This window comes from Cognatilysobacter tabacisoli (assembly GCF_003586305.1).
GTDB lineage: Bacteria > Pseudomonadota > Gammaproteobacteria > Xanthomonadales > Xanthomonadaceae > Cognatilysobacter_A > Cognatilysobacter_A tabacisoli.
Genome location: NZ_QXJI01000001.1, coordinates 1,637,854 through 1,658,643, shown reverse-complemented (window position 1 = coordinate 1,658,643; position 20,790 = coordinate 1,637,854). Strand labels below are relative to the sequence as shown.

Sequence of the window (20,790 nt, the reverse complement as noted above, 5' to 3'; positions counted from 1 at the left end):
CGCGGCCGCCGCGGCCGCCCCTGCAGGACCCCGCCGATGAAGCTTTCAGACGTCTCGATCCGCCGCCCCGTGTTCGCCACGGTGATGAGCCTGATGCTGGTCGTGCTCGGCGCGATGGCCTTCATGCGCCTGACGCTGCGCGAGCTGCCGAACATCGACCCGCCGATCGTGTCGGTCGACGTGACCTACCCGGGCGCGTCCGCGGCCGTGGTCGAGACCCGCGTCACCCAGATCCTCGAGGACGCGCTGTCGGGCACCGAGGGCATCAACACGATCCAGTCGCGCAGCGTCAACGGCCGCTCGCAGGTCACCATCGAGTTCAACCTGTCGCGCGACATCGAAGCCGCCGCCAACGACGTACGCGACGCGATCAGCCGCGTCGCAGACCGCCTGCCCGAAGAGGCCGACCCGCCGGAGATCGAGAAGGTCGAAGCCGACGCCGACGTCATCGTCTGGTTGAACATGCGGTCGGAGAACATGGACACGCTGCAGCTGACCGACTACGCCGAGCGCTACGTCGTCGACCGGCTGTCCGCGCTCGACGGCGTCGCCCGCGTGCAGCTCGGCGGCGGCCAGCGCTACGCGATGCGGCTGTGGCTGGACCGCGACGCGATGGCCGCGCGCGGCGTCACCGCCGGCGACGTCGAAAGCGCGCTGCGGCGCGAGAACGTCGAGCTGCCGGCCGGCCGCATCGAATCCAACACCCGCGACTTCACCCTGCGCGTCGAGCGCGGCTACCGCACGTCCGAACAGTTCGCCCAGGTCCCGCTGATGAAGGGCGACGACGGCTACGTGGTCAAGCTCGGCGACGTGGCGCGGATCGAAGTCGGCCCGCAGGAGCGCCGCTCGTACCTGCGCAGCAACGCCGTGCCGAACGTCGGCATCGGCATCGTGCGCACGTCGACCGCCAACGCACTCGACGTCGCCCGCGCCGCGCGCGCCGAGGCCGAGCGCATCGCGCCGACGCTGCCGGTCGGCACCGAGATCTTCGTCGCCTACGACAGCACCGTGTTCATCGAGGCCTCGGTCGAGCGCGTGTACTGGACGCTGGCCGAGGCGCTGGTGCTGGTGTTCCTGGTGATCTGGCTGTTCCTCGGCAGCCTGCGCGCGGCGCTGATCCCGGCGGTGACCGTGCCGGTGTGCCTGGTCGCGTCGTTCATCGCGCTGTATGCGTTCGGCTTCACGATCAACCTGCTGACGTTGCTGGCGCTGGTGCTGTGCATCGGCCTGGTCGTCGACGACGCGATCGTCGTGCTCGAGAACATCCAGCGGCGCGCCGACTTGGGCGAGCCGGCGCTCGTCGCCTCGCGCCGCGGCACCGCGCAGGTCGCGTTCGCCGTGATCGCGACCACCGCCGTGCTGGTGGCGGTGTTCCTGCCGGTGGGCTTCATGGACGGCAACGCCGGCCGCCTGTTCCGCGAGCTGTCGGTCGCGCTGGCCGCGGCGGTGGCGATCTCGGCGTTCGTCGCGCTGACGCTGACGCCGATGATGTCGTCGAAGCTGGTGCGCGCCCACACCGAGCCGCGCGGCTTCAACGCGTGGACCAACCGCACGTTGAATCGCCTCAGCCAAGGCTACGGCCGCCAGGTCCAGCGCATCGTCGCGCTGCCGAGGACGCGCGTGATGGTGCTGGTCGGCGGCGCGATGCTGGCGTGCCTCGGCGCCGCGGCACTGCTGTTCACGATGGTGCCGAGCGAACTGTCGCCGGCCGAGGATCGCGGGCGCTTCTTCATCTCGATCCAGGGGCCGGAAGGCGCCGGCTTCGACTACACGGTCAAGCAGGTGCAGCAGGTCGAGGCGATCCTCGCCCCGAGCATCGGCGATGACCGCCCGATCCAGCGCGCCAACTCGCGCGTGCCGGGCGGCTTCGGCGCCAGCGAGGAGATGCACACCGGCAACGTGATCGTGTTCCTGCAGGACTGGGACAAGCGCGACACCACCACCGACGAGGTCGTGACCAAGCTGCGCGGCCAGCTGGCCGAGCTGCCCGGCGTGCAGGCGCGAGCGCAGGTGCCGTCGGGCCTGCTCAGCGGCCGCGGCCAGCCGTACCAGCTGGTGCTCGGCGGACCCGAGTACGCCGAGCTCGCGCAGTGGCGCGACCGGATCCTCGCGCGGATCGAGCAGAACCCCGGCCTGTTCGGCGCCGACTCCGACTACAAGGAGACCCGGCCGCAGATGCGCGTCGACATCGACCGCGACCGCGCGGCCGACCTCGGCGTCTCGGTGCAGGAGATCGGGCGCACGCTCGAGACGATGATGGGCTCGCGCCAGGTCACGACCTACGTCGACAACGGCGAGGAGTACGACGTGTTGCTGCAGGCCGACCGCGGCGACCGCGCGACGCCGGCCGACCTGGGCAACACCTATGTGCGCGGCAGCGATGGGCTGGTGCCGCTGTCGAGCCTGGTGACGCTGCGCGAAGTGGCCGAACCGGGCAGCTTCAACCGCTTCAACCGCCTGCGCGCGATCACGATCAGCGCCGGCCTGTCGCCGGGCTACACGATGGGCGAGGCGATCGAGTGGACGCGGCAGGTCGCCGCCGAGGAACTGCCCGAGACCGCGCAGCTGGACTGGAAGGGCGAGTCGCGCGAGTACCTGCGCGCCGGCGGCGCGATCGCGCTGACGTTCGGGCTGGCGCTGCTGATCGTGTACCTGGTGCTGGCCGCGCAGTTCGAGAGCTTCATCCACCCGCTGGTGATCATGCTGACGGTGCCGCTGGCGGTGCTCGGCGCGCTGATCGGCCTGTTCGTGACCGGAGGCACGCTCAACCTGTTCAGCCAGATCGGCATCGTCATGCTGATCGGCCTGGCGGCGAAGAACGGCATCCTGATCGTCGAGTTCGCCAACCAGCTGCGCGACGAAGGCAAGAGCATCGCCGCGGCGATCACCGAAGCGTCGGCGGTGCGCCTGCGGCCGATCCTGATGACCTCGGTGGCGACGGTGGTCGGCGCCGTGCCGCTGGTGATCGCCGGCGGCCCGGGCTCGGCCAGCCGCGCCACGATCGGCGTGGTGGTGATCTTCGGCGTGTCGTTCTCGACGCTGCTGTCGCTGTACGTGGTGCCGGCGTTCTACCTGCTGCTGGCCAAGTACACGCAGTCGCCGGAAGCCGTGGCGCACGAACTGGAGAAGCTCGAGGCGGCCACGCCGCCGGTCAGCGGCCACGCGTAAGCGCGGCTGCTCGCGGTCGCTCGGGACAGCGGCGGACCGCGCGTCCACAATGGCGGTCCCGCCGCGTGCACCTTGGCACGCGGCCGACGCCAGGACCGCCCCGTGACCGACCACCGCAATCGCCCGCCCGGCCGCCCGCCGCACCGTCCCGCCGCTCCGACCGAGGGCGAAGCGTCCTCGCCGTGGCGCCGCGGCCCGCGGTCGGACGCGCCGCCGCGCGACGTCATGGCGCGGGACCCGATCGGCCGCGAACGCGGGCCGCGCGACGCGGGCGCCGTCGGTACCGCGCGCGCGCGCGGACCCGCCGCCGGGCCCAGCCGGCGCGACCCGCGCCTGGCCGAACCCCCGGTGGCCGAGCCCGCTCCAACCCAGCGCCAGACCGAGCTGCGGCTGTACGGCCTCAACGCGGTGCATGCGGTGTTCGCGCGGCGGCCCGCGGCGATCCGCAAGGTCTACCTGGCCGAGGCGCGCATCCCGGCGCTGCAGCCGCTGCTGAAGTGGTGCGTCGCCAACCGCGTCGGCTACCGCGTCGTCGAGCCGGCCGACCTCGACAAGCTCGCCGGCTCGGGCCACCACGAGGGCGTCGTCGTCGACGTGCTGCGCGCCGAGCCGGCGTCGCTGTCGGAGTGGCTGCGCACGCTGCCGGACGGCCCGCAGTGCGCGCTGTGGCTGGACGGCGTCGGCAACCCGCACAACTTCGGCGCGATCCTGCGCTCGGCCGCGCACTTCGGCGCCGGCGCGGTGCTGCTGCCGAAGCATTCGACGCTGGCGCTGTCCGGCGCGGCCGCGCGTGTGGCCGAGGGCGGCGCCGAGTCGGTGCCGCTGGTTCGGCTGGGCCGCAGCGACAACGCCATGGCGCAGCTGCGCAGCTCGGGCTTCACGCTGGCGGCGACCGTCGTGCACGGCGGCCGCAGCGTGTTCGCCGCCGGGCTCGGGCCGCGGGTGGTCTACGTGCTCGGCGCCGAAGGCGAGGGCATGGATCGCGAGCTGGTCGCGGCGTGCGACCAGCGCGTGTCGATCCCCGGCAGCGGCGCGGTCGAGAGCCTCAATGTCGCCGCCGCGACCGCGGTGCTGCTCGCCGAGTGGGCGCGCACGCGCGCCTGAGCGCGCGGATCACGCGGGTCGGTCAGTCGGCCGCTGGCGCCGCCGGCTTCGGCGCGCTGCCGAAATTCCCGTCGGCCGACGCGGCCAGGTAGGCGAACACCGCGTACGCCGCGACGTTCTGCGCCAGCGCCTTCGGATCGATCTTGTCGAAGGTGTCGTCCGGCGTGTGGTGCAGGTCGAAGTAGTCGGTGCCGTCCTGCGCCAGCCGCGCCCACGCCGCGCCCTTCGCGGCGATCGGGCCGATGTCGGGGCCGGGCCCGCCCTTGCCGGGGGTGTGCTCGATGCCCAGCGGCGCGAGCGCCTGCGCGATCTGCGCATCGGCGCGCGCCGCATGGGCCGGCGCCGAGCTTGAGTACGCGTAGATGCGGCCGGCGCCGAAGTCGCTCTCGGCCGCGATCAGGTGGCGCTTGACGTCAGCCTGGTACTTCTCGGCATAGGCCTTGCCGCCCCACAGGCCCTGTTCCTCGTTGGCGAACGCGACCACGCGGATGCTGCGCGCCGGGCGGCGCTTGAGCTCGCCGATCAGCTTGCCGGCGGCCATCGTGATGCCGATGCCGGCGCCGTCGTCGATCGCGCCGGTGCCCAGGTCCCACGAATCCAGGTGCCCGCCGATCAGCACGACTTCGTTCGGCTTCGTGCGCCCGCGCATCTCGCCGATCACGTTGTACGACGTCGCCTCGCCGTCCCAGCCGCAGTCCAGCGCCACCCGCAGCGTGACCGGGCCGCGCTGCAGCAGCCGCGCCAGCTGGTCGGCGTCGGGCACCGACAGCGCCGCCGACGGGATCGGGGTCAGGCCGTCGTCGAAGCGCGTGATGCCGGTGTGCGGATTGCGGTGCGAGTCGGTGCCGGCCGAACGCATCACGAACGCGGCGGCGCCGGCGCGGATCGCCGCCGACGGGCCGCGGCTGCGCACGCGCGAGCCCGGGCCGTAGCCGCTGCCGTCGCGTGCGCGCTCCATCCGGTAGTCGACGAAGGCGATCCTGCCGGCGAGCGAACCGGCCGGCGCGGCCTCGAGCGCCGCCAGGTCGGCGAAGCGCACCACCTGGGCCTCGACCGTCCCGCCCGGGCTGCCGCCGAGCGCGGTGATCGCCAGCGGCTGGGCGCTGGTGCCGACCACGGCGGCGCTCTCGCTGCGGCGCACCCACTTCGGGAACGTCACCGGCTCCTTCCACACGCGGTCGTAGCCGAGTTCGCGGAACTTCGCCTCGGCCCAGGCGACCGCGCGCGCGTCGGCCTCGCTGCCGGCCAGGCGCGGGCCGACCTCGGTCGTCAGCGCCTCGGTGATGCGGTAGCCCAGCTCGCTGGCCAGCGCGGATTCGCGCAGCTGCGCGGCCGCGGCCAGGGCGTCATCGGGGATGCGCGTTTCGCGCGTGGCGGCATGCGCGCCTGCGATCGGCGACAGCGAACCCAGCGACAGCCCCTCGGACGACGGTGCCGCCGCGGAAGCGAGCACGCTCCCGAACATCGCGGCCGCCACGGCCGTCCACAACGCGTTGCGCATCCGATTCCCCAGCAAGAAACGACAAGGCCGCGAGCTTAGCAACCCGCGGCCCGGGGCCGGCATGCCGCAAGTCACGCGCAGGCGTGACCGCGATCGGGGTCTGGCCCGCGCGGCGCGCGTGGCTCAGCGCGCCTTGAGCGCGTCGCGGATCTCGCGCAGCAGCAGCACGTCTTCCGCCGGGGCGGCCGGCGGGGCCTCCGCCGGCTTGCGCATGCGGTTGTACGCCTTGAGCACGAGGAAGATCACGAACGCGATCAGTACGAAGTCGATCAGCGTCTGCAGCACCAGGCCGTACTTGATCGCGACCTCGGCGGCGATCTCCTTGCCGGCGGCATCGACCTGCGCCGGGGTGACCAGGTATTTCCAGTCCTCGACCGCCACGCCGCCGGTGGCCATCGAGACGACGGGCATCACGATGCCGTCGACCAGCGCGGTGACGATCTTGCCGAAGGCCGCGCCGATCACCACGCCGACGGCGAGGTCGACGACGTTGCCGCGGGAAATGAACTCCTTGAACTCGCTGATCATGCCCATGCGTGCGCTCCTTCGGGTGGTCGACGCGTCGGCGCCGGGGATCGGGCTCGCGTCAGCGCGGGTCGCTGACCTGTCCGCGCAGTTCGAGGATAGCGTCGATGCGCGCGACGTAGACGTCGCCGGGCACCAGCGGGCCCACGCCGGCCGGCGTGCCCATGAACACCAGGTCGCCGGCGCGCAGCGCGAACAGCCGCGACAGCTCGTGCACGATCTCCGGCACCGTCCACACCAGGTCGTCGAACCCGCTGTGCTGGCGCACGCGACCGTTGACCGACAGTTCGATGGCGCGTGCGGCGACGTCGCCGAACGCACCCGCCGGGACGATCTCGCTGATCGGCGCCGAGTGGTCGAACGCCTTGCCGGTGTCCCACGGCAGGCCCTTGGCCTTGGCCTCGGTCTGCAGGTCGCGACGGGTCAGGTCGAGGCCGAGCGCGTAGCCGAACACGTACGAGGCCGCGTCGGCCGGCGCGATCGGATCCGGGCCGGCATCGCGGCCGATCGCCACGACCAGTTCGACCTCATGGTGCAGTTCACGGGTGCCGCGCGGGTAGGGCACCTGGCCGTCGAGCACGATCGCGTCGGCAGGCTTGCAGAAGAACACCGGGCTGCCGCGGTCGGCGGTCGAGGTCGGCACCGACGCGCCCATCTCGCGCGCGTGCTCGGCGAAGTTGCGGCCGACGCAGTAGATCCGGCGAACCGGGAACGTGCCGCCGCCGCGAACCGGAATGCGGACCGGTGGCGGCGCGGCGACGACGTCGCCCACGCTCAGCGCGACGGCAGCGCGAGCTTGCCGACCACGCGGTAGTCGGCGTCGACGACGCGCGGGTCGCGCGCCAGCGGCTTGTTGCGCCCGCGCCACAGGCGATAGGCCACGCCCGCGGCGAGCATCGCCGCGCCGACCACCACGCCGAACACGACCAGCGCCGCGAGCAGCGCCAGCCCGACCAGGCCCAGCACCACGCGCAGCACGCGGTGGCGCGGCTTGCGCGGCGCGAAGGCACTGCGCATGCGGGCGTTGAACAGGTGGGAATCGAAGCGGAACGAGCGGACGGACATTCGAGGGGCCATGACACAATGCGGCGGGTGCCGGTCGCCGAAGTATCGGGTGACGGCCATGTGAAGTTGTGAGAAACCCGTTAAACCATTCGCCCCGCCACCGGAGCCCAGTCGTGACCGACGTCGCCGATCCGCGAGTTCCCGTCGCGCTGCTGTCGCTGGACCGCATCGCCGATGGCGGCTTCGCCGAGGCGGAGGTGGTGCTCGACGGCGACGCCGAATCGCTGCTGCTGTTCCGCGACGGCGACGCCGTGCGCGGCTGGCTCAACGTGTGCCCGCACGCCGGACGGCGACTCGACTGGGCGCCGGGCCAGTTCCTGCGCAGCAAGGACGGTCTGCTCGTGTGCGCCGCGCACGGGGCCAGCTTCGAACTGGTCGGCGGCCACTGCGTCGCCGGGCCGTGCCGCGGCGAATCGCTGCGCGCGGTGCCGCTGGCGGTCCGCGACGGCGCGGTGTTCCTCGACGCCGGCTGACGCCCGCCCGGCTCAGAACAGCAGGTTGACCATCGCGACGATCACCACGGTGTAGACCAGCGATAGCGGGCCGCCGATCTTCCACAGCTCCTTGCCGGTGTAGCCGGCCGGCCCTGTGATCATCGAGATCACCGGATTCGACGCGGTCATGAAGTTGTTCGACGCCGACAGCGCGACGATCAGCGCGAACGCGGTCGGGTCGCCGCCGGCGGCAAGCGCAAGGTTGATCGCCAGCGGCACCGCGACGATCGTCGCGCCGACGTGGCTGATCACCAGCGAGAACGCCGTCGTCAGCAGGCCCAGCGCGATCTCCAGCAGCCACACCGGCGTCCCGTCCGGGAGCTGTTCGATCGTGTTGCCGGCGACCCAGGCGGCCGCGCCGCTGGAGTCCATCGCCCAGCCCAGCGGGATCAGGCACGCCATCAGGAACACGGTCTTCCAGTTGATCGCCGCGTAGGCCTCGTCGATGTGCAGCACGCCGGCGATCAGCATGCCGGCCACGCCGGTCATCAGCGCGATCGACACCGGCAGCCGCGACGACAGCGCCAGCAGCATCGCCACGGCGAAGATCGCCATCGCGATCTTGAACTTGTGCGGGCGCTGCTCGCCCTTCGGGTAGTCGGTAACGACCACCAGGTCCTTGCCCGAGGCCAGTTCGCCCAGGTCGGTCCAGATGCTGTGCAGAACCAGCATGTCGCCGGCGCGCAGCGGCACGTCGCGGACGTTGTCGCGCAGCACGTGCTTGTCGCGGTTGACCGCCAGCAGGCTGACGCCGAACTGCTTGCGCAACTGCAGGTCCGCGCCGGTCTTGCCGATGAACTTCGAAGTGGCCGGCACGACCGCCTCGGAAATGCCGGCGCGGCTCGGGTTGAACAGGTCGCCGAACGTGCGCAGCCGCGCGCTGACCCGCAGGAAGTGGTTCTGCGCGAAGTCCGCGACCTGCTGCTTGGGGCCCATCGCGCCGAGCACGCTGCCGACCCAGATCCGCGCGTCGGCCGGCGGCGCCAGCCGCGATTCGTCGCCGGTCTTCAGCGCGAGCAGCAGCGGCGCGCCGATGCGGGCCTCGGCCTCGCCCAGCGACATGCCCACGAGCGGGCTGTCGGCGCTGACGGTGAGCTCGTAGACGTCGCCGTCGATGCCGTAGGCCTGGGCGAAGTAGCTCTCGGTGCGCGCCGGCGTCACGCCCTTGCCGTCGTCCTCATCGCGCAGGCGCTTGTCGCCGAAGAAATGGAAGTACGCCAGCGAGGCGCCGAGCAGTGCCAGGCCGATCGGCAGCGGCGCGAACATCTTCAACGGCTCCAGCGTCGCGGCGCCCGACGGCAGGTTGGCGTTGGCCGCCAGCAGCAGGTCGTTGAGCAGGATCAGCGGCGAGTTGCCGACCATCGTCAGCCCGCCGCCCATCACGATCGCCGCGGCGAGCGGCAGCAGCAGGCGGGGCAGGGCGATGCCGGTGCGCGACGACAGCCGCGACGCCACCGGCATGTAGAGCGCCATCACCGACGGGTTCTGCATGAACGACGAATTGAGGCCGGCGATGCCGGTCGTCAGCAGCAGCAGCCGCTGCTCGACGCCGTGCGCGCGGCGCAGCAGCCAGCCGGCGAGGCGGTTCAGCGCGCCGGTGCGGTCGAGCCCGGCGCCGAGGATCATCGTGGCGATGATGCTGATCACCGCGTTGCCGGAGAAGCCGCTGAACAGCGCATCGGGCTCGACCAGCCCGGACAGGCCCAGCAGCACCAGCACGACCAGGGCGACGACGTCGGCGCGGATGCGCTCGAACAGGAACATCACCATCGTGAAGCCCACCAGCCCGAGCACGAGCTTCATCTCGGTGGTGAGCGTCAGCGCGGTATCCATGCCGTGGGGTCAGGTGCTCGTCAGGTGCGGTCGTACAGGAGGTCCCACACGCCGTGGCCGAGCTTCTGGCCGCGGGTCTCGAAGTGGGTCTGCGGTCGCCATTCCGGCCGCTCCACCGCGCCGCGTGGACCGGCCCGGTTGCGCAGCCCGGGTGTCGCATCGAGCACGTCCCACATCTGCTCGGCATAGTCCTGCCAATCGGTGGCGAGGTGCAAGCGCCCGCCCGGCGCGAGCTTGCGCACCAGCAGCGCGGCGAACGCCGGGTTGACCAGCCGGCGCTTGTTGTGGCGCTTCTTGTGCCACGGGTCCGGGAAGTAGATGCGGATCTCGTCGAGCGACCCGTCGGCGATCTCGTGCTCGAGCACTTCGACCGCGTCGTGGTGGTAGACGCGCACGTGCTCGCTGCCGTCCTCGGCCAGCGCGTTGAGCACGCGTCCGACGCCGGGCGCGTGCACCTCGATGCCGATGACGTTGCGGTGCGCGTCGTGGCGGCCGGCGAAGCGCAGCGCCTCGCCGTTGCCGAAGCCGATCTCGACCACCAGCGGTGCGCTGCGCCCGAACGCGGCGTCGAAGTCGCGCGGCGCGCCGCTGGCCGGGACCGGCCTGAAGTCGAGCCCGTACCGCGGCCACAGTTCGTCGAACGCGCGCTGCTGGGCCGGGGTGAAGCGCCCCTGCCGCAGCACGAAGCTGCGCACCTTGCGGTGGCCTTCCTCGATCGTGAACGGCTTCGGCGGGGTCTTGGCGCCGTCGCTGGAGAACGGATCGGTCATGCGCGGCGTCAGGCCACCAGGCCGTCGATCGGCGACGACGCGCTGGCGAAGCGCTTGCGCGGGATGCGGCCGGCCTTGAACGCGGCGCGGCCGGCCTCGACCGCCAGCTTCATCGCGTGCGCCATCAGCACCGGGTCCCTGGCGCCGGCGATCGCGGTGTTCATCAGCACGCCGTCGCAGCCGAGCTCCATCGCGATCGCGGCGTCCGACGCGGTGCCGACGCCGGCATCGACGATGATCGGCACGGTCGCGTTCTCGACGATCTCGAGCAGGTTGTATTTGTTCTGCACGCCCAGGCCCGAGCCGATCGGCGCGGCCAGCGGCATCACCGCGACGCAGCCGATCTGCTCCAGCCGCTTGGCCAGGATCGGGTCGTCGGACGTGTAGACCATCACCTGGAAGCCATCGGCGACGAGGGTCTCGGCGGCCTTCAGCGTCTCGACGACGTCCGGGTACAGCGTCTTCTGGTCGCCGAGCACCTCGAGCTTGACCAGCGCGTGGCCGTCGAGCAGTTCGCGCGCCAGCCGGCAGGTGCGCACGGCCTCGTCGGCGGTGTAGCAGCCGGCGGTGTTCGGCAGGATCGTGTAGCGGTCCGGCGGCAGCACGTCGAGCAGGTTCGGCTCGCCGGGCTGCTGGCCGATGTTCGTGCGGCGGATCGCGACGGTGACGATCTGCGCGCCGGCGGCCTCGGTGGCCAGGCGCGTCTGCTCCAGGCCGGTGAACTTACCGGTGCCGGTCAGCAGGCGTGAGCGGTAGGTCTGGCCGGCGATGACGAGGGCGTCATCGGCCAGGGGGCGGGGGGTGTCGGGGGTCATCCCGACATTCTAGTGCCGCGTGCCCCGCGGCCGAAGCCCGAGGCGGCGCGAGAAGGACGGGCGTTGGGTTCGCGTTCGGCCGCGAAGCCGCCCCCCGGACGGGGGATAACCGGCCGCCGCCGGTCGGCGCCGCGCGACCGACAGTCCGGCGCGCCCGCATTCATCCGTTCGCGCCTGACCGTCCGCCACGGGCCACTGCGTACAGGCCATCGAGCACAGTGCATTCGCGTCGCGGGACCCCCCTGTATCCCGCCACCGAGTCGCTGCGCCGCGCGCGGTGCTGCACCGTGCGGTACGCAAAGGCACACCCGGCGCAAGCCGGGGCCGCAAAGCCGAGGGTCCCCGCTGCCTCCCCGCAGCGTGGATGGCCGGGTTCCCGTTACCGCCGGTGCCGCACCGCGCGGTTCCACCAGGTTCTCGATAACGGCACACCCGGCGCGAGCCGGGGTCGCAAAGCCACGGGTGCCCGCGCAACGCGGGCACGGCCGGACTGCCGAGGGGTTGAACGGGCGGCCCTGCCCCATTCACGGACTTCGGACATGAAAACTCTCAAGCACTGGCGATCGCTGCTCGCGGTCGCCGCCCTCGTGGTGTCGGGAGGCGCGTTTGCCGTCACCCCGACCCCCACCAGCTACGAAGGCAACTTCACCGACTGCGACGACCTGCCGGGCGTGGGCACGTGGCCCGGCATCGGCTATTCCACCGGCGACGCGCCGGTCAACGGCGAGTCGTACGACCTCGGCAACGGCCAGTCGATCACGTTCAACTACACGCCGCCGGGGCAGAACCAGTACATCGGCTTCACCGCGACCATTCCGATGGACTACATCGTCGTGAAGGGCGGCAACGCGTACAACGTGTTCGCATACAGCCCTGGGCAGCTTTCCGACACCGGCCTGTACGCGCCGGACAACGGCAGCGGCGAGCCGGCCGGCGTCAGCCATGTGGTGTTCTGCGCGCTGCCGAAGCCGACCGGCTCGAAGACCGCGAAGGCCACCTGGAAGCGCTACACCGACTGGACCGTCGAGAAGTCGGTCACCCCGACCCAGATCACGATGTTCGACGGCGACCAGCACGAGGCCGAGTACACCGTGACGGTCGAGCCGACCACGCGCGGAACGTACCGCGTCTACGGCGGAATCACCGCGAAGGACCCCTACGGCTTCGGCTGGACGGCGACCAACGTCGCGGACGTCATGACGTTCAACAACAGCGCGACCGAGTTCACGCTGGCGTGGGACGGACCTGGCGGCAACGCCGACACCATCGCGTGCACGACGCCGGCCAACGATCCGAACAAGATCATCCTCAGCTGCACGTACGAGTTCATCCTGCAGAGCACGAGCCATCCGTTCCTGCTCGCGGCCACCGGCGGCACCAACACCGCCGCGATCCGCACCGTGCGGCAGGGTGAGGTCTACATGCTGACGCCGAACGCCGCGTTCTCGATCCCGGCCACGCCGGCCGAGAGCTACGGCGACACGCTGTCGGTCGACGACTCGATGCTGCCCGGCAACCCGGACAAGACGTTCGGCCTCGGCGACAGCTACGTGTGGACGTACGACAAGACGTTCACCTGCGATGCCGACGAAGGCATGAAGCAGAACACCGCCAGCGGTTCGTGGAGCACCGGTCCGTCGACCAGCGGTTCGGCCAGCGACTCGGCCACGGTCCAGGTCGTGTGCGAAACGGTTACCGTGCAGAAGACCGCCGTGACCCGCTACAGCCGCGACTACGCGTGGACGCCGGAGAAGAAGATCGTCGCCAGCGCGGCCGACGCCGCCGCCAATGACGCCAGCTGCGACGACGCGCCGATCGTCGGCGGGACGTACGCGGGCAGCTACCTGTGCGACGACCTCGACATCGAGCTCAACGCCGGCGGTTCGTACGACACCGTGTACTGGCTGTCCGCGGCCAAGAGCGTCGAGGACGAGTTCGGCTTCGCCGTCAGCGGCAGCATCACTGTCAGCTGGCCGGCCGGCCTGACCCCGGTGTTCGATCCGGCCAACCCGAGCGACACCCTGACCTTCACCGACGCCACCAACGGCACGCAGGCGGTCACGCCGACGTGCGGAGCGCAGGGCGCGACTTCGCTGGCGTGCACCTACGACGCCAACCTGCCGCGCGATTTCGTCCCGGGCTACAACGAGGCGAGCATCGACCGGGTCAAGCAGTGCTACGACGCGCAGGGCAATGCGACCCCGTGCGGCACGCGCACCTACACCTCGAACCAGGCGGCCCTGACCTACGCCGCCGAAGCCGACGTGAACCTGGATGCGTGCGCCGACCTGGGCGACCTGTTCAACGGCGTGGCCGGGCTCAACCTCGGTGCCAGCTTCAGCTTCGGCCTGGGCAACCAGTGCGCCAGCTTCAGCGGCTACTACACCGGTGACGTGTTCGACGGTGCCACGCTGCTGGGCAACCTGGCGATCTTCGCCGACTGGATCCTGCCGACGCAGATCGAGGATGCGACCTGCGAGTTCATGGTGCCCAACCTGCTGACGGTCACCACCGCCGGCGACGGCGCCAGCACCGACGAGGCGATCGTCAGCGTCAAGGTGCCGGAGCTGTGCACGCAGGGCTGCACGTACACGCAGGGCTACTGGAAGACCCACGTGGACTACGCCGCCAAGCCGCAGTTCTCGAAGAAGCGCGACGCCAACTGGGACCTGATCGGTGCGGACGGCGAGGACACGCTGTTCTTCGCCAGCGGCCAGAGCTACATCGCGGTGATGTGGACGCCGCCGCAGGGCAACGCGTACTACAACCTGGCGCACCAGTACATCGCCGCCAAGTTGAACGTGCTGTCGGGCGCGGGCACCACGCCGGCGGTGGCCTCGGCCATCGCGCAGGCCGAAGCCTGGTTCGTCGGCCGCAGCCCGGCGACCAAGGTCAGCGGCACGGCGCGCACCACGGCGATCTCGCTGGCCGGCACCCTCGGTTCGTACAACGAAGGCGCGATCGGTCCGGGGCACTGCTCCGAATCGCCGGCGACGCTGCTGTCGTCGAAGTAGCGCACCGCAAGACGCGCAGGACGCGCGAGGAAAGGCCCCGGCTCGCGCCGGGGCCTTTTCGTTTGCGCGGAAGCGCGATCGTGGCCGGGGCTCAGCCGCCGCCGAGCGCGTGCACGATCTCGACCCGGTCGCCGGCGGCGAGGGCATGCTCGGCGTGGCGGCCACGCGGCACGATCCGGCCGTTGACCTCGACCGCGACGCGGCGTTCGGCCAGCCCTTCGGCGCGCAGCAGGTCGGCGATGCAGGTGGCGTCGGCGAGCTGGCGCGGTTCGCCGTTGAGCAGGATGTCCATGCCGCCATTGTCGCCGGCGCCACCGCTCACACCAAACCGACTCGGCGCGCGCCGCGTTCAGGTGCCTTCCGGCACGCGCGTTTTCCGCGCTGCCCCTTGAGTCTGTGAACGTTGCGTGATCCGATGCAGCCCGTGCGCCGGCGTACGTGCCGCGCGACGACCGACATATCCATCCTGGGGAGCTACCGAATGACCTTTGTCCGTACCGCGCTGGCCGCCGCCCTGGCCCTCGCCGCAACGCCCGCGCTGGCGCAGACCTATTCGCAGACCGTGTTCTTCGGCGACAGCCTGACGGACGCCGGCTACTTCCGTCCGCTGCTGCCGGCGAGCGTGCGTCCGGTCACCGGGCAGTTCACGACCAACCCGGGCCTGGTCTGGGCGCAGGTCCTGGCCGACTACTACGGCACCCGCGCCGACCCCAACGGCAACGGGCAGACCGGCACCAACTACGCCGCCGGCGGCGCCCGCGTGGGCACCAACACCACCGGCGCGCTCGGCCCGATCCCGTCGCTGGCCACGCAGGTCAACACCTACCTGACCGCCAACGGCGGCCGCGCCGACGGCAACGCGCTGTACACCGTCTGGGGCGGGGCGAACGACCTGTTCGCGATCACCAACGCCGGCGCCAATCCGACCACGACGATCGCCGGCGCGGTCGGCGCGCAGGTCGGCATCGTCGCCACGCTGCAGAACGCCGGCGCGCGCTACATCCTCGTGCCGACGGTGCCGGACCTCGGCATCACCCCGGCGTTCCGCGCCCAGGGCGCGACGGCGCAGGCGCAGGGCACCGCGCTGACCACCAGCTACAACACCGCGCTGTTCGGCGCGCTGGCCAGCGGCGGCTACCGCGTGATCCCGGTCGACACGTTCAACTTGCTGCGCGAAGTCGCCGCCAATCCGTCGGCCTTCGGCTTCACCAACATCACCGGCACGGCCTGCCAGCCGCAGATCACGGCGAATTCGCTGACCTGCAACCCGACCTCGTACGTGTCGCCGGACGCGCCGTACACGTACCTGTTTGCCGACGGCGTGCACCCGACCACCGCCGCGCACGAGGTCGTCGCCGACTACGTGGTGTCCCTGCTCGAGGCCCCGCGCCAGATCGCAATGCTGCCGAACTCGGCGGCCATGACCGGCCGCGCGCGCGCCGAGCAGGTCGCCGCCCACGCCGGCAAGCCGGTGGCCGACGGCATGCGCTGGTGGGCCGACGTGCGCGGCGACTTCCAGCGCTACGGCGGCGGCGACGTCTACGACGGCGTCGGCCCGGCGCTGACCGGCGGCGTCGACTGGAGTCGCGGCAACCTGGTGTACGGCGCGTTCGCCGGCTTCGGCCGCTCGCAACTCGACTGGGGCCGCCGCGGCGGCAGCTTCGACCAGGACGAAGTCAGCCTCGGCGGCTTCGTCGGCTGGTACGGCGACGCGGCGTGGGTCAACGCCCAGGTCAGCTACAGCCAGCTGGGCTTCGACACCGAGCGCAACGTCGTGCTCGGCCGCACCGAGCGCACCCACACCGGCTCGGCCGACGGCAGCAACCTCAGCGTCGGCGTGAAGGGCGGCTGGGAGTTCGGCGACGGCGCGCTGCGCCACGGCCCGGTGCTGGCGGTGCTGGCCCAGCAGATCGACATCGACGGGTTCGCCGAGAGCGAGCCGACCCTGTCGACCTCGCTGGCCTACCCGGACCAGACCTTCGACTCGCTGATCGGCAGCGCCGGCTGGCAGGTGCGCTACACGATCAACGAGCACCTGCAGCCGTACGCGCAGGTGACGATCGACCGCGAGTTCGAGGACGCGCCGGCCGAGGCGTTCGCGCAGTCGCAGTCGATGCCGGGCACGCTGCCGTACGCGGTGCCGGGCGTCGCGTTCGACGACAAGTACGCCACGGTCCGCTTCGGCGCCCGCACCCAGCTGTTCGGGCTCGACGCGAACCTCGGTGCCAGCGTCACCACGAACCAGGGCGGCGGCAACCACGCCACCCTGTTCGCGACGGTCGGCACGGGGTTCTGATCCACGGCCGATGTCGCGTGCCCGGTCGCCGCTCCGGCGGGTGACCGGGCGTCTCCGACGGGGATGCCAAGGCGCGCGGCATTGGCTTAAACTGGACCGGCGCGGGTGTAGTTCAATGGTAGAACTGCAGCTTCCCAAGCTGCTAGCGTGGGTTCGATTCCCATCACCCGCTCCAGACAATGCAACGGCGGCCTGCCTCGGCAGGACCGCCGTTGTTGTTTGACGCGGCTGCCCGCGGCGCGCGCTTCGCCGTTTCCTCCGTGCCGCACGCGTGCCGCGCGGCGTTCAGATCCAGACTTTCGGACCACGGCGCCAGGCCGCGCCGACGCGAGGGCTCCCGACCATGGCGACGCGGATCATGCTGGGCTGGCGCGAGTGCGTTGACCTGCCCGTGCTCGGGCTGGCCGGACTGCGCGCCAAGGTCGACAGCGGGGCACGCAGTTCTTCGCTGCACGTCGACGCGCAGTGGCGCTTCGTCGAAGCCGGCACGCCGTGGGTCGGCTTCCGCGTCAGCCAGCGCGCCGGTATGCCAGGCATCGAAGCGGCCGCGCCGGTGCTCGACGAGCGCGAGGTCACCGACTCGGGCGGCCACCGCACCGTGCGGGCGTTCCTGCGGACTACCCTGCGGCTGGCCGGCGTCGAGCGCGAGATCGACATCAACCTGACCGATCGGCACGGCATGCTGTTCCCGATGCTGCTCGGCCGATCGGCGATGGTGCGGCAGTTCACCGTCGACCCGGCCCGCTCCTTCCTCCATGGGCGCGCGCCGGTTGCCGGCGCCGCGCCCCGTCCCGGTACCGCGCCATGAAGCTGGCCATCCTGTCCCGCAACACCAAGCTGTATTCGACCCGGCGGCTCGTCGACGCCGCGCGACAGCACGGGCACACCGTGCGCGTGCTCGACCCGCTGCGCTGCTACATGCGCATCGCCAGCGACGGCTTCGCGATGCACTACAAGGGCCGTTCGATCGCCGGCTACGACGCGGTGATCCCGCGCATCGGCGCGTCGGTGACCCGCTACGGCACCGCGGTGCTGCGCCAGTTCGAGCTGATGGGCTGCTACACGCCGAACTCGTCCGACGCGATCGTCAAGGCGCGCGACAAGCTGCGCTGCCACCAGTTGCTCGCCGCGCAGGGGATCGGGCTGCCCGACACCGTGTTCGGCGACAACCCCGACGACACCAACGACCTGCTGTTGCTGCTCGGCCCGCCGCCGCACGTGGTCAAGCTCAACGAGGGCACCCAGGGCGCCGGCGTGATGCTGACCGAGAAACTCTCGGCATCGCGCGGGGTGATCGAGGCGCTGCGCGGGCTGTACGCGAATTTCCTCGTGCAGGAGTTCGTCGAGGAAGCGCGGGGCGCGGACCTGCGCTGCTTCGTCGTCGGTGGGCGCGTCGTCGCGGCGATGAAGCGGCAGGCGCCGAAGGGGGACTTCCGCTCGAACCTGCACCGCGGCGGCACGGCCAAGGGCGTGCGCGCGAGCGCCGCCGAGCAGGACGTGGCCGTTCGCGCCGCCGGCGTGCTCGGCCTCGGCGTGGCCGGTGTCGATCTGATCCGTTCGGCGCGTGGTCCGCTGGTGCTCGAGGTCAACGCGTCGCCGGGCCTCGAGGGCATCGAGGAGGCAACCGGGGTCGACGTCGCCGGGGCGGTCATGGCCCACCTGGCGACCGCGGTCCAGCGCCCGGTCGGGCGACGGGTCGGCGGTCGCGCGCTGCGGTGAGAATGCTGGCGCCACTCAGGAAAAATCGTTTAATTACAGTTGCTTATCCGAACGTCTAGCAGCTTGATGAGACGACGACTGCCCCAAATTGGCTAAATTTTCGCCGCCGTTTTAACGGCGGTTTAATCGAAATCCGCGTAGCCTAGGTGGACCGGAACACTGCCTGTCCCGCTCCTCGTCAGTTCGGTCCCAGCAGGTTGCGGTAATCGGGGCAACACCCTTTTGACCCAGGCGCGGCAGCCCCGCGTCTGGGTCTTTTTCATCCGGCTCCTGGATCCGGCCCGGCGTGCACGGCGCGCGTGATCGGGCCGACCACCGCCGCTCTGGCAGAATCGTTAAGACGCGGCCTCCGGGCCCAGATGCCTCTCCCGCCATCGCAGCGTCGCCGGAACCCCAGCGCGGGAATCCGGTCGAACGCCCAAACAGGACGACCGCATGCGCATCCTCGTCATTGAAGACAACCAGGACATTGCCGCCAACCTCGGCGACTTTCTCGAGGACCGCGGCCACACCGTGGACTTCGCCGCCGACGGCATCACCGGGCTGCACCTGGCCGTGGTCCACGAATTCGACGCGATCGTGCTCGACCTCAACCTGCCGGGCCTCGACGGGCTGGAGGTCTGCCGCAAGCTGCGCAACGAGGCGCGCAAGCAGACCCCGGTGCTGATGCTCACCGCGCGCGACACGCTCGACAACAAGCTGGCCGGCTTCGACTCCGGCGCCGACGACTACCTGATCAAGCCGTTCGCGCTGCAGGAAGTCGAGGTCCGGCTGAACGCGCTGTCGCGCCGCGGCCGCGGCGTACAGACCCGGGTGCTGAACACCCACGACCTCGAATACAACCTCGACACGCTCGAGGTCCGCCGCCAGGGCAAGCTGCTGCAGCTCAATCCGACCGCGCTGAAGATCCTGCAGGCGCTGATGGAAGCCTCGCCGGCGGTGGTCACGCGGCAGGAGCTCGAGACCCGCGTCTGGGGCGAGGAGCTGCCCGACTCGGACAGCCTGCGCGTGCACATCCACGGCCTGCGCGCGGTGGTCGACAAGCCGTTCGACGTGCCGCTGATCCAGACGCGCCACGGCATCGGCTACCGCATCGCGCCGCCGGAAAACGGGTAACCGCATGGCGGCAGCCGACGCGTCGCCCGCGCCCGCGCCGGCGCGGCGCAAGATCCGCTACCGGCGCCGGCTGCGCAGCCGCATCATCCTGGCCTTCGTGCTGCTGGGCTTCGGCCTGACCGCGCTGTTCGCGTTCGCCACCAACTGGACCCGCAACCGCGTGGAGAACCAGCTGGTCGAGGACGTGATGAACCGCAACATCGACGCCTACGCCCAGCAGTACTTCGCCGACCCGAGCGGCAAGCCGGAGTTCGGCGTGCAGCAGATGCTAGGGCGCGTCGTCCGGCGCGACCGCTTCGAGGACCTGCGCGTCGAGCAGCCCGACTGGTACGCGCTGCCCGACGGCATCCACAGCATCAACGGCACCAACCCCGACGGCAGCCCGTTCTCGTACAAGCTCGCCGTGCGCAAGACGCCGAACGAATGGTTTTTCCTGGCCTACGACATGACCCAGGCCACGCGCGGCGAGGCCCAGTTCAACCGCGCGATCTACAGCTCGGTGGTGGTGTTCTCGCTGCTGTCGCTGGTCGTCGGCTGGTGGGCGGCGTCGCGCGTCATGAGCCCGGTGTCCGAGCTGGCCACGCGGCTGAAGCTGTCGGGCCGCAGCGCGCAGCCCGAGGCGCTGGCGTCGCACTTTCCCGACGACGAGGTCGGCCAGCTGGCCGAGGCGCTCGACGACTACGCCGCGCGGCTTACCGATGTGGTCCAGCGCGACCGCGAATTCAACGCCGACGTCAGCCATGAGCTGCGCACGCCGCTGGCGGTGATCAAGGGCGCGGTCGAGCTGCTGCTGTCGCGGCCGGACCTCGACGACAAGACCCGCAGCCGGCTGCTGCGGATCCAGCGCGCCGAGCAGCAATGCACCGACCTGATCAGCGCGCTGCTGCTGCTGTCGCGCAACGAGCGCGGCCACGGCGCGACCGACGTGGCCAAGGTCGCCGAGCAGCTGCTCGACGCGCACCGCGCCCAGCTCGGCGGCAAGCCGCTGGCGCTGCGGATCGAGGGCGAGCGCGGCCTCGTGGTCGACGCGCCGGAGGCGGCGGTCGCGGTGGCGCTGGGCAACCTGATCGGCAACGCGGTCAAGTACACGCCCAGCGGCGACGTCGTCGTGCAGCTGTGGCCGACCTCGGTGACGGTGATCGACTCGGGGCCCGGCCTCAGCCAGGCCGACGCCGCCAAGCTGTTCGAGCGCGGCTACCGCGGCACCCACGCCGGCCACTCGCAGGGCGGCGGCATCGGCCTGTCGATCGTGCGCCGGCTGTGCGACCTGTACGGCTGGGGCGTGTCGGTGAAGCCCGGCGACGAACGCGGCGTGGTCGCGACGATGAACTTCCTCGGCGCTGCCGACGCGCGCTGAGCACGCGCGCCGG

General features: G+C 71.2%; 17 protein-coding genes, 1 tRNA gene and 2 riboswitches. Of the genes, 10 read left to right on the top strand and 8 right to left on the bottom strand.

Translation table 11 applies throughout. From position 1 onward, the window contains the following. The first annotated feature begins 36 nt into the window (after window positions 1–36). Together D3A60_RS12175 and D3A60_RS12170 are read left to right on the top strand one after the other, a co-directional pair. Entirely contained in the window at window positions 37–3,168 is a 3,132-nt protein-coding gene (locus D3A60_RS12175) for an efflux RND transporter permease subunit (protein WP_119718901.1), read from the top strand. Window positions 3,169–3,516: 348 nt separating this feature from the next. After that, complete coding sequence (locus D3A60_RS12170) at window positions 3,517–4,272, top strand: TrmH family RNA methyltransferase (protein ID WP_407062770.1); 756 nt, start codon at window positions 3,517–3,519, stop codon at window positions 4,270–4,272. A 22-nt stretch (window positions 4,273–4,294) separates the two neighbouring features. On the opposite strand, the gene D3A60_RS12165 is transcribed toward D3A60_RS12170, so the two are convergent. The 4 genes from D3A60_RS12165 to D3A60_RS12150 form a co-directional block, all read right to left on the bottom strand. After that, entirely contained in the window at window positions 4,295–5,773 is a 1,479-nt protein-coding gene (locus tag D3A60_RS12165; protein ID WP_407062769.1) for a M28 family peptidase, read from the bottom strand. A gap of 123 nt (window positions 5,774–5,896) precedes the next feature. Continuing rightward, complete coding sequence (gene mscL, locus D3A60_RS12160) at window positions 5,897–6,307, bottom strand: large-conductance mechanosensitive channel protein MscL (RefSeq protein ID WP_119718900.1); 411 nt, start codon at window positions 6,305–6,307, stop codon at window positions 5,897–5,899. 52 nt (window positions 6,308–6,359) lie between these two features. After that, window positions 6,360–7,070, bottom strand: coding sequence for a fumarylacetoacetate hydrolase family protein (locus D3A60_RS12155; protein ID WP_119718899.1), 711 nt, complete (start codon window positions 7,068–7,070; stop codon window positions 6,360–6,362). A gap of 2 nt (window positions 7,071–7,072) precedes the next feature. Further along, window positions 7,073–7,363 (bottom strand): hypothetical protein, encoded by a 291-nt coding sequence (locus D3A60_RS12150; protein ID WP_119718898.1) that lies wholly within the window; start codon window positions 7,361–7,363, stop codon window positions 7,073–7,075. 149 nt (window positions 7,364–7,512) lie between these two features. Here D3A60_RS12150 and D3A60_RS12145 point away from each other — a divergent pair, with 149 nt between their 5' ends. Further along, window positions 7,513–7,836 carry a Rieske (2Fe-2S) protein gene (locus tag D3A60_RS12145; RefSeq protein ID WP_407062784.1) on the top strand — a complete coding sequence of 108 codons (324 nt, stop codon included), beginning with the start codon at window positions 7,513–7,515 and terminating at the stop codon, window positions 7,834–7,836. Window positions 7,837–7,848: 12 nt separating this feature from the next. Here the strand turns inward: D3A60_RS12145 and D3A60_RS12140 are convergent, their stop codons facing one another. Genes D3A60_RS12140 through D3A60_RS12130 form a run of 3 tightly spaced genes read right to left on the bottom strand, consistent with a single transcriptional unit; the run spans window position 7,849 to window position 11,275 of the window. Then, window positions 7,849–9,690: an SLC13 family permease gene (locus D3A60_RS12140; protein WP_119718896.1), complete on the bottom strand. Its 1,842-nt coding sequence runs from the start codon at window positions 9,688–9,690 to the stop codon at window positions 7,849–7,851. Window positions 9,691–9,710: 20 nt separating this feature from the next. After that, window positions 9,711–10,460 carry a tRNA (guanosine(46)-N7)-methyltransferase TrmB gene (gene trmB / locus D3A60_RS12135; protein WP_119718895.1) on the bottom strand — a complete coding sequence of 250 codons (750 nt, stop codon included), beginning with the start codon at window positions 10,458–10,460 and terminating at the stop codon, window positions 9,711–9,713. An 8-nt stretch (window positions 10,461–10,468) separates the two neighbouring features. Next, complete coding sequence (locus tag D3A60_RS12130) at window positions 10,469–11,275, bottom strand: thiazole synthase (protein ID WP_119718894.1); 807 nt, start codon at window positions 11,273–11,275, stop codon at window positions 10,469–10,471. Window positions 11,276–11,566: 291 nt separating this feature from the next. After that, window positions 11,567–11,656: riboswitch (cyclic di-GMP riboswitch) on the top strand. Between the two features lie 34 nt (window positions 11,657–11,690). Continuing rightward, a riboswitch (cyclic di-GMP riboswitch) is annotated at window positions 11,691–11,773 on the top strand. Window positions 11,774–11,814: 41 nt separating this feature from the next. On the opposite strand from D3A60_RS12130, the gene D3A60_RS12125 reads away from it, so the two are divergent. Next, entirely contained in the window at window positions 11,815–14,289 is a 2,475-nt protein-coding gene (locus D3A60_RS12125; RefSeq protein WP_119718893.1) for a hypothetical protein, read from the top strand. Window positions 14,290–14,380: 91 nt separating this feature from the next. On the opposite strand, the gene thiS is transcribed toward D3A60_RS12125, so the two are convergent. Beyond that, window positions 14,381–14,581, bottom strand: a complete 201-nt coding sequence (gene thiS, locus D3A60_RS12120; protein WP_119718892.1) for a sulfur carrier protein ThiS — start codon at window positions 14,579–14,581, stop codon at window positions 14,381–14,383. Window positions 14,582–14,791: 210 nt separating this feature from the next. On the opposite strand from thiS, the gene D3A60_RS12115 reads away from it, so the two are divergent. The 6 genes from D3A60_RS12115 to D3A60_RS12090 all read left to right on the top strand — a co-directional run bounded on the left by D3A60_RS12115 (window position 14,792) and on the right by D3A60_RS12090 (window position 20,777). Then, window positions 14,792–16,585: an autotransporter domain-containing protein gene (locus D3A60_RS12115; RefSeq protein ID WP_196778740.1), complete on the top strand. Its 1,794-nt coding sequence runs from the start codon at window positions 14,792–14,794 to the stop codon at window positions 16,583–16,585. Window positions 16,586–16,686: 101 nt separating this feature from the next. Then, window positions 16,687–16,760: transfer RNA gene (locus tag D3A60_RS12110), tRNA-Gly, on the top strand. Between the two features lie 168 nt (window positions 16,761–16,928). After that, entirely contained in the window at window positions 16,929–17,393 is a 465-nt protein-coding gene (locus D3A60_RS12105) for an ATP-dependent zinc protease family protein (RefSeq protein WP_119718890.1), read from the top strand. Next, window positions 17,390–18,304: a 30S ribosomal protein S6--L-glutamate ligase gene (gene rimK / locus D3A60_RS12100; RefSeq protein ID WP_119718889.1), complete on the top strand. Its 915-nt coding sequence runs from the start codon at window positions 17,390–17,392 to the stop codon at window positions 18,302–18,304. Before D3A60_RS12105 ends, rimK begins: the two co-directional genes overlap by 4 nt. 435 nt (window positions 18,305–18,739) lie before the next feature. Continuing rightward, window positions 18,740–19,420 (top strand): response regulator transcription factor, encoded by a 681-nt coding sequence (locus tag D3A60_RS12095; protein ID WP_119718888.1) that lies wholly within the window; start codon window positions 18,740–18,742, stop codon window positions 19,418–19,420. Window positions 19,421–19,424: 4 nt separating this feature from the next. After that, window positions 19,425–20,777 carry a sensor histidine kinase gene (locus D3A60_RS12090; protein ID WP_119718887.1) on the top strand — a complete coding sequence of 451 codons (1,353 nt, stop codon included), beginning with the start codon at window positions 19,425–19,427 and terminating at the stop codon, window positions 20,775–20,777. Window positions 20,778–20,790 lie beyond the last annotated feature (13 nt).

What these genes read in the sequence shown, in the direction of transcription:
- D3A60_RS12095 (WP_119718888.1), top strand. Translation starts at nt 18,740, where the DNA reads ATGCGCATCCTCGTCATTGAAGACAACCAGGACATTGCCGCCAACCTC.
- D3A60_RS12130 (WP_119718894.1), bottom strand. Translation starts at nt 11,275, where the DNA reads ATGACCCCCGACACCCCCCGCCCCCTGGCCGATGACGCCCTCGTCATC.
- rimK (WP_119718889.1), top strand. Translation starts at nt 17,390, where the DNA reads ATGAAGCTGGCCATCCTGTCCCGCAACACCAAGCTGTATTCGACCCGG.
- trmB (WP_119718895.1), bottom strand. Translation starts at nt 10,460, where the DNA reads ATGACCGATCCGTTCTCCAGCGACGGCGCCAAGACCCCGCCGAAGCCG.
- D3A60_RS12090 (WP_119718887.1), top strand. Translation starts at nt 19,425, where the DNA reads ATGGCGGCAGCCGACGCGTCGCCCGCGCCCGCGCCGGCGCGGCGCAAG.
- D3A60_RS12105 (WP_119718890.1), top strand. Translation starts at nt 16,929, where the DNA reads ATGGCGACGCGGATCATGCTGGGCTGGCGCGAGTGCGTTGACCTGCCC.
- D3A60_RS12165 (WP_407062769.1), bottom strand. Translation starts at nt 5,773, where the DNA reads ATGCGCAACGCGTTGTGGACGGCCGTGGCGGCCGCGATGTTCGGGAGC.
- D3A60_RS12125 (WP_119718893.1), top strand. Translation starts at nt 11,815, where the DNA reads ATGAAAACTCTCAAGCACTGGCGATCGCTGCTCGCGGTCGCCGCCCTC.
- thiS (WP_119718892.1), bottom strand. Translation starts at nt 14,581, where the DNA reads ATGGACATCCTGCTCAACGGCGAACCGCGCCAGCTCGCCGACGCCACC.
- D3A60_RS12150 (WP_119718898.1), bottom strand. Translation starts at nt 7,363, where the DNA reads ATGTCCGTCCGCTCGTTCCGCTTCGATTCCCACCTGTTCAACGCCCGC.
- D3A60_RS12175 (WP_119718901.1), top strand. Translation starts at nt 37, where the DNA reads ATGAAGCTTTCAGACGTCTCGATCCGCCGCCCCGTGTTCGCCACGGTG.
- mscL (WP_119718900.1), bottom strand. Translation starts at nt 6,307, where the DNA reads ATGGGCATGATCAGCGAGTTCAAGGAGTTCATTTCCCGCGGCAACGTC.
- D3A60_RS12140 (WP_119718896.1), bottom strand. Translation starts at nt 9,690, where the DNA reads ATGGATACCGCGCTGACGCTCACCACCGAGATGAAGCTCGTGCTCGGG.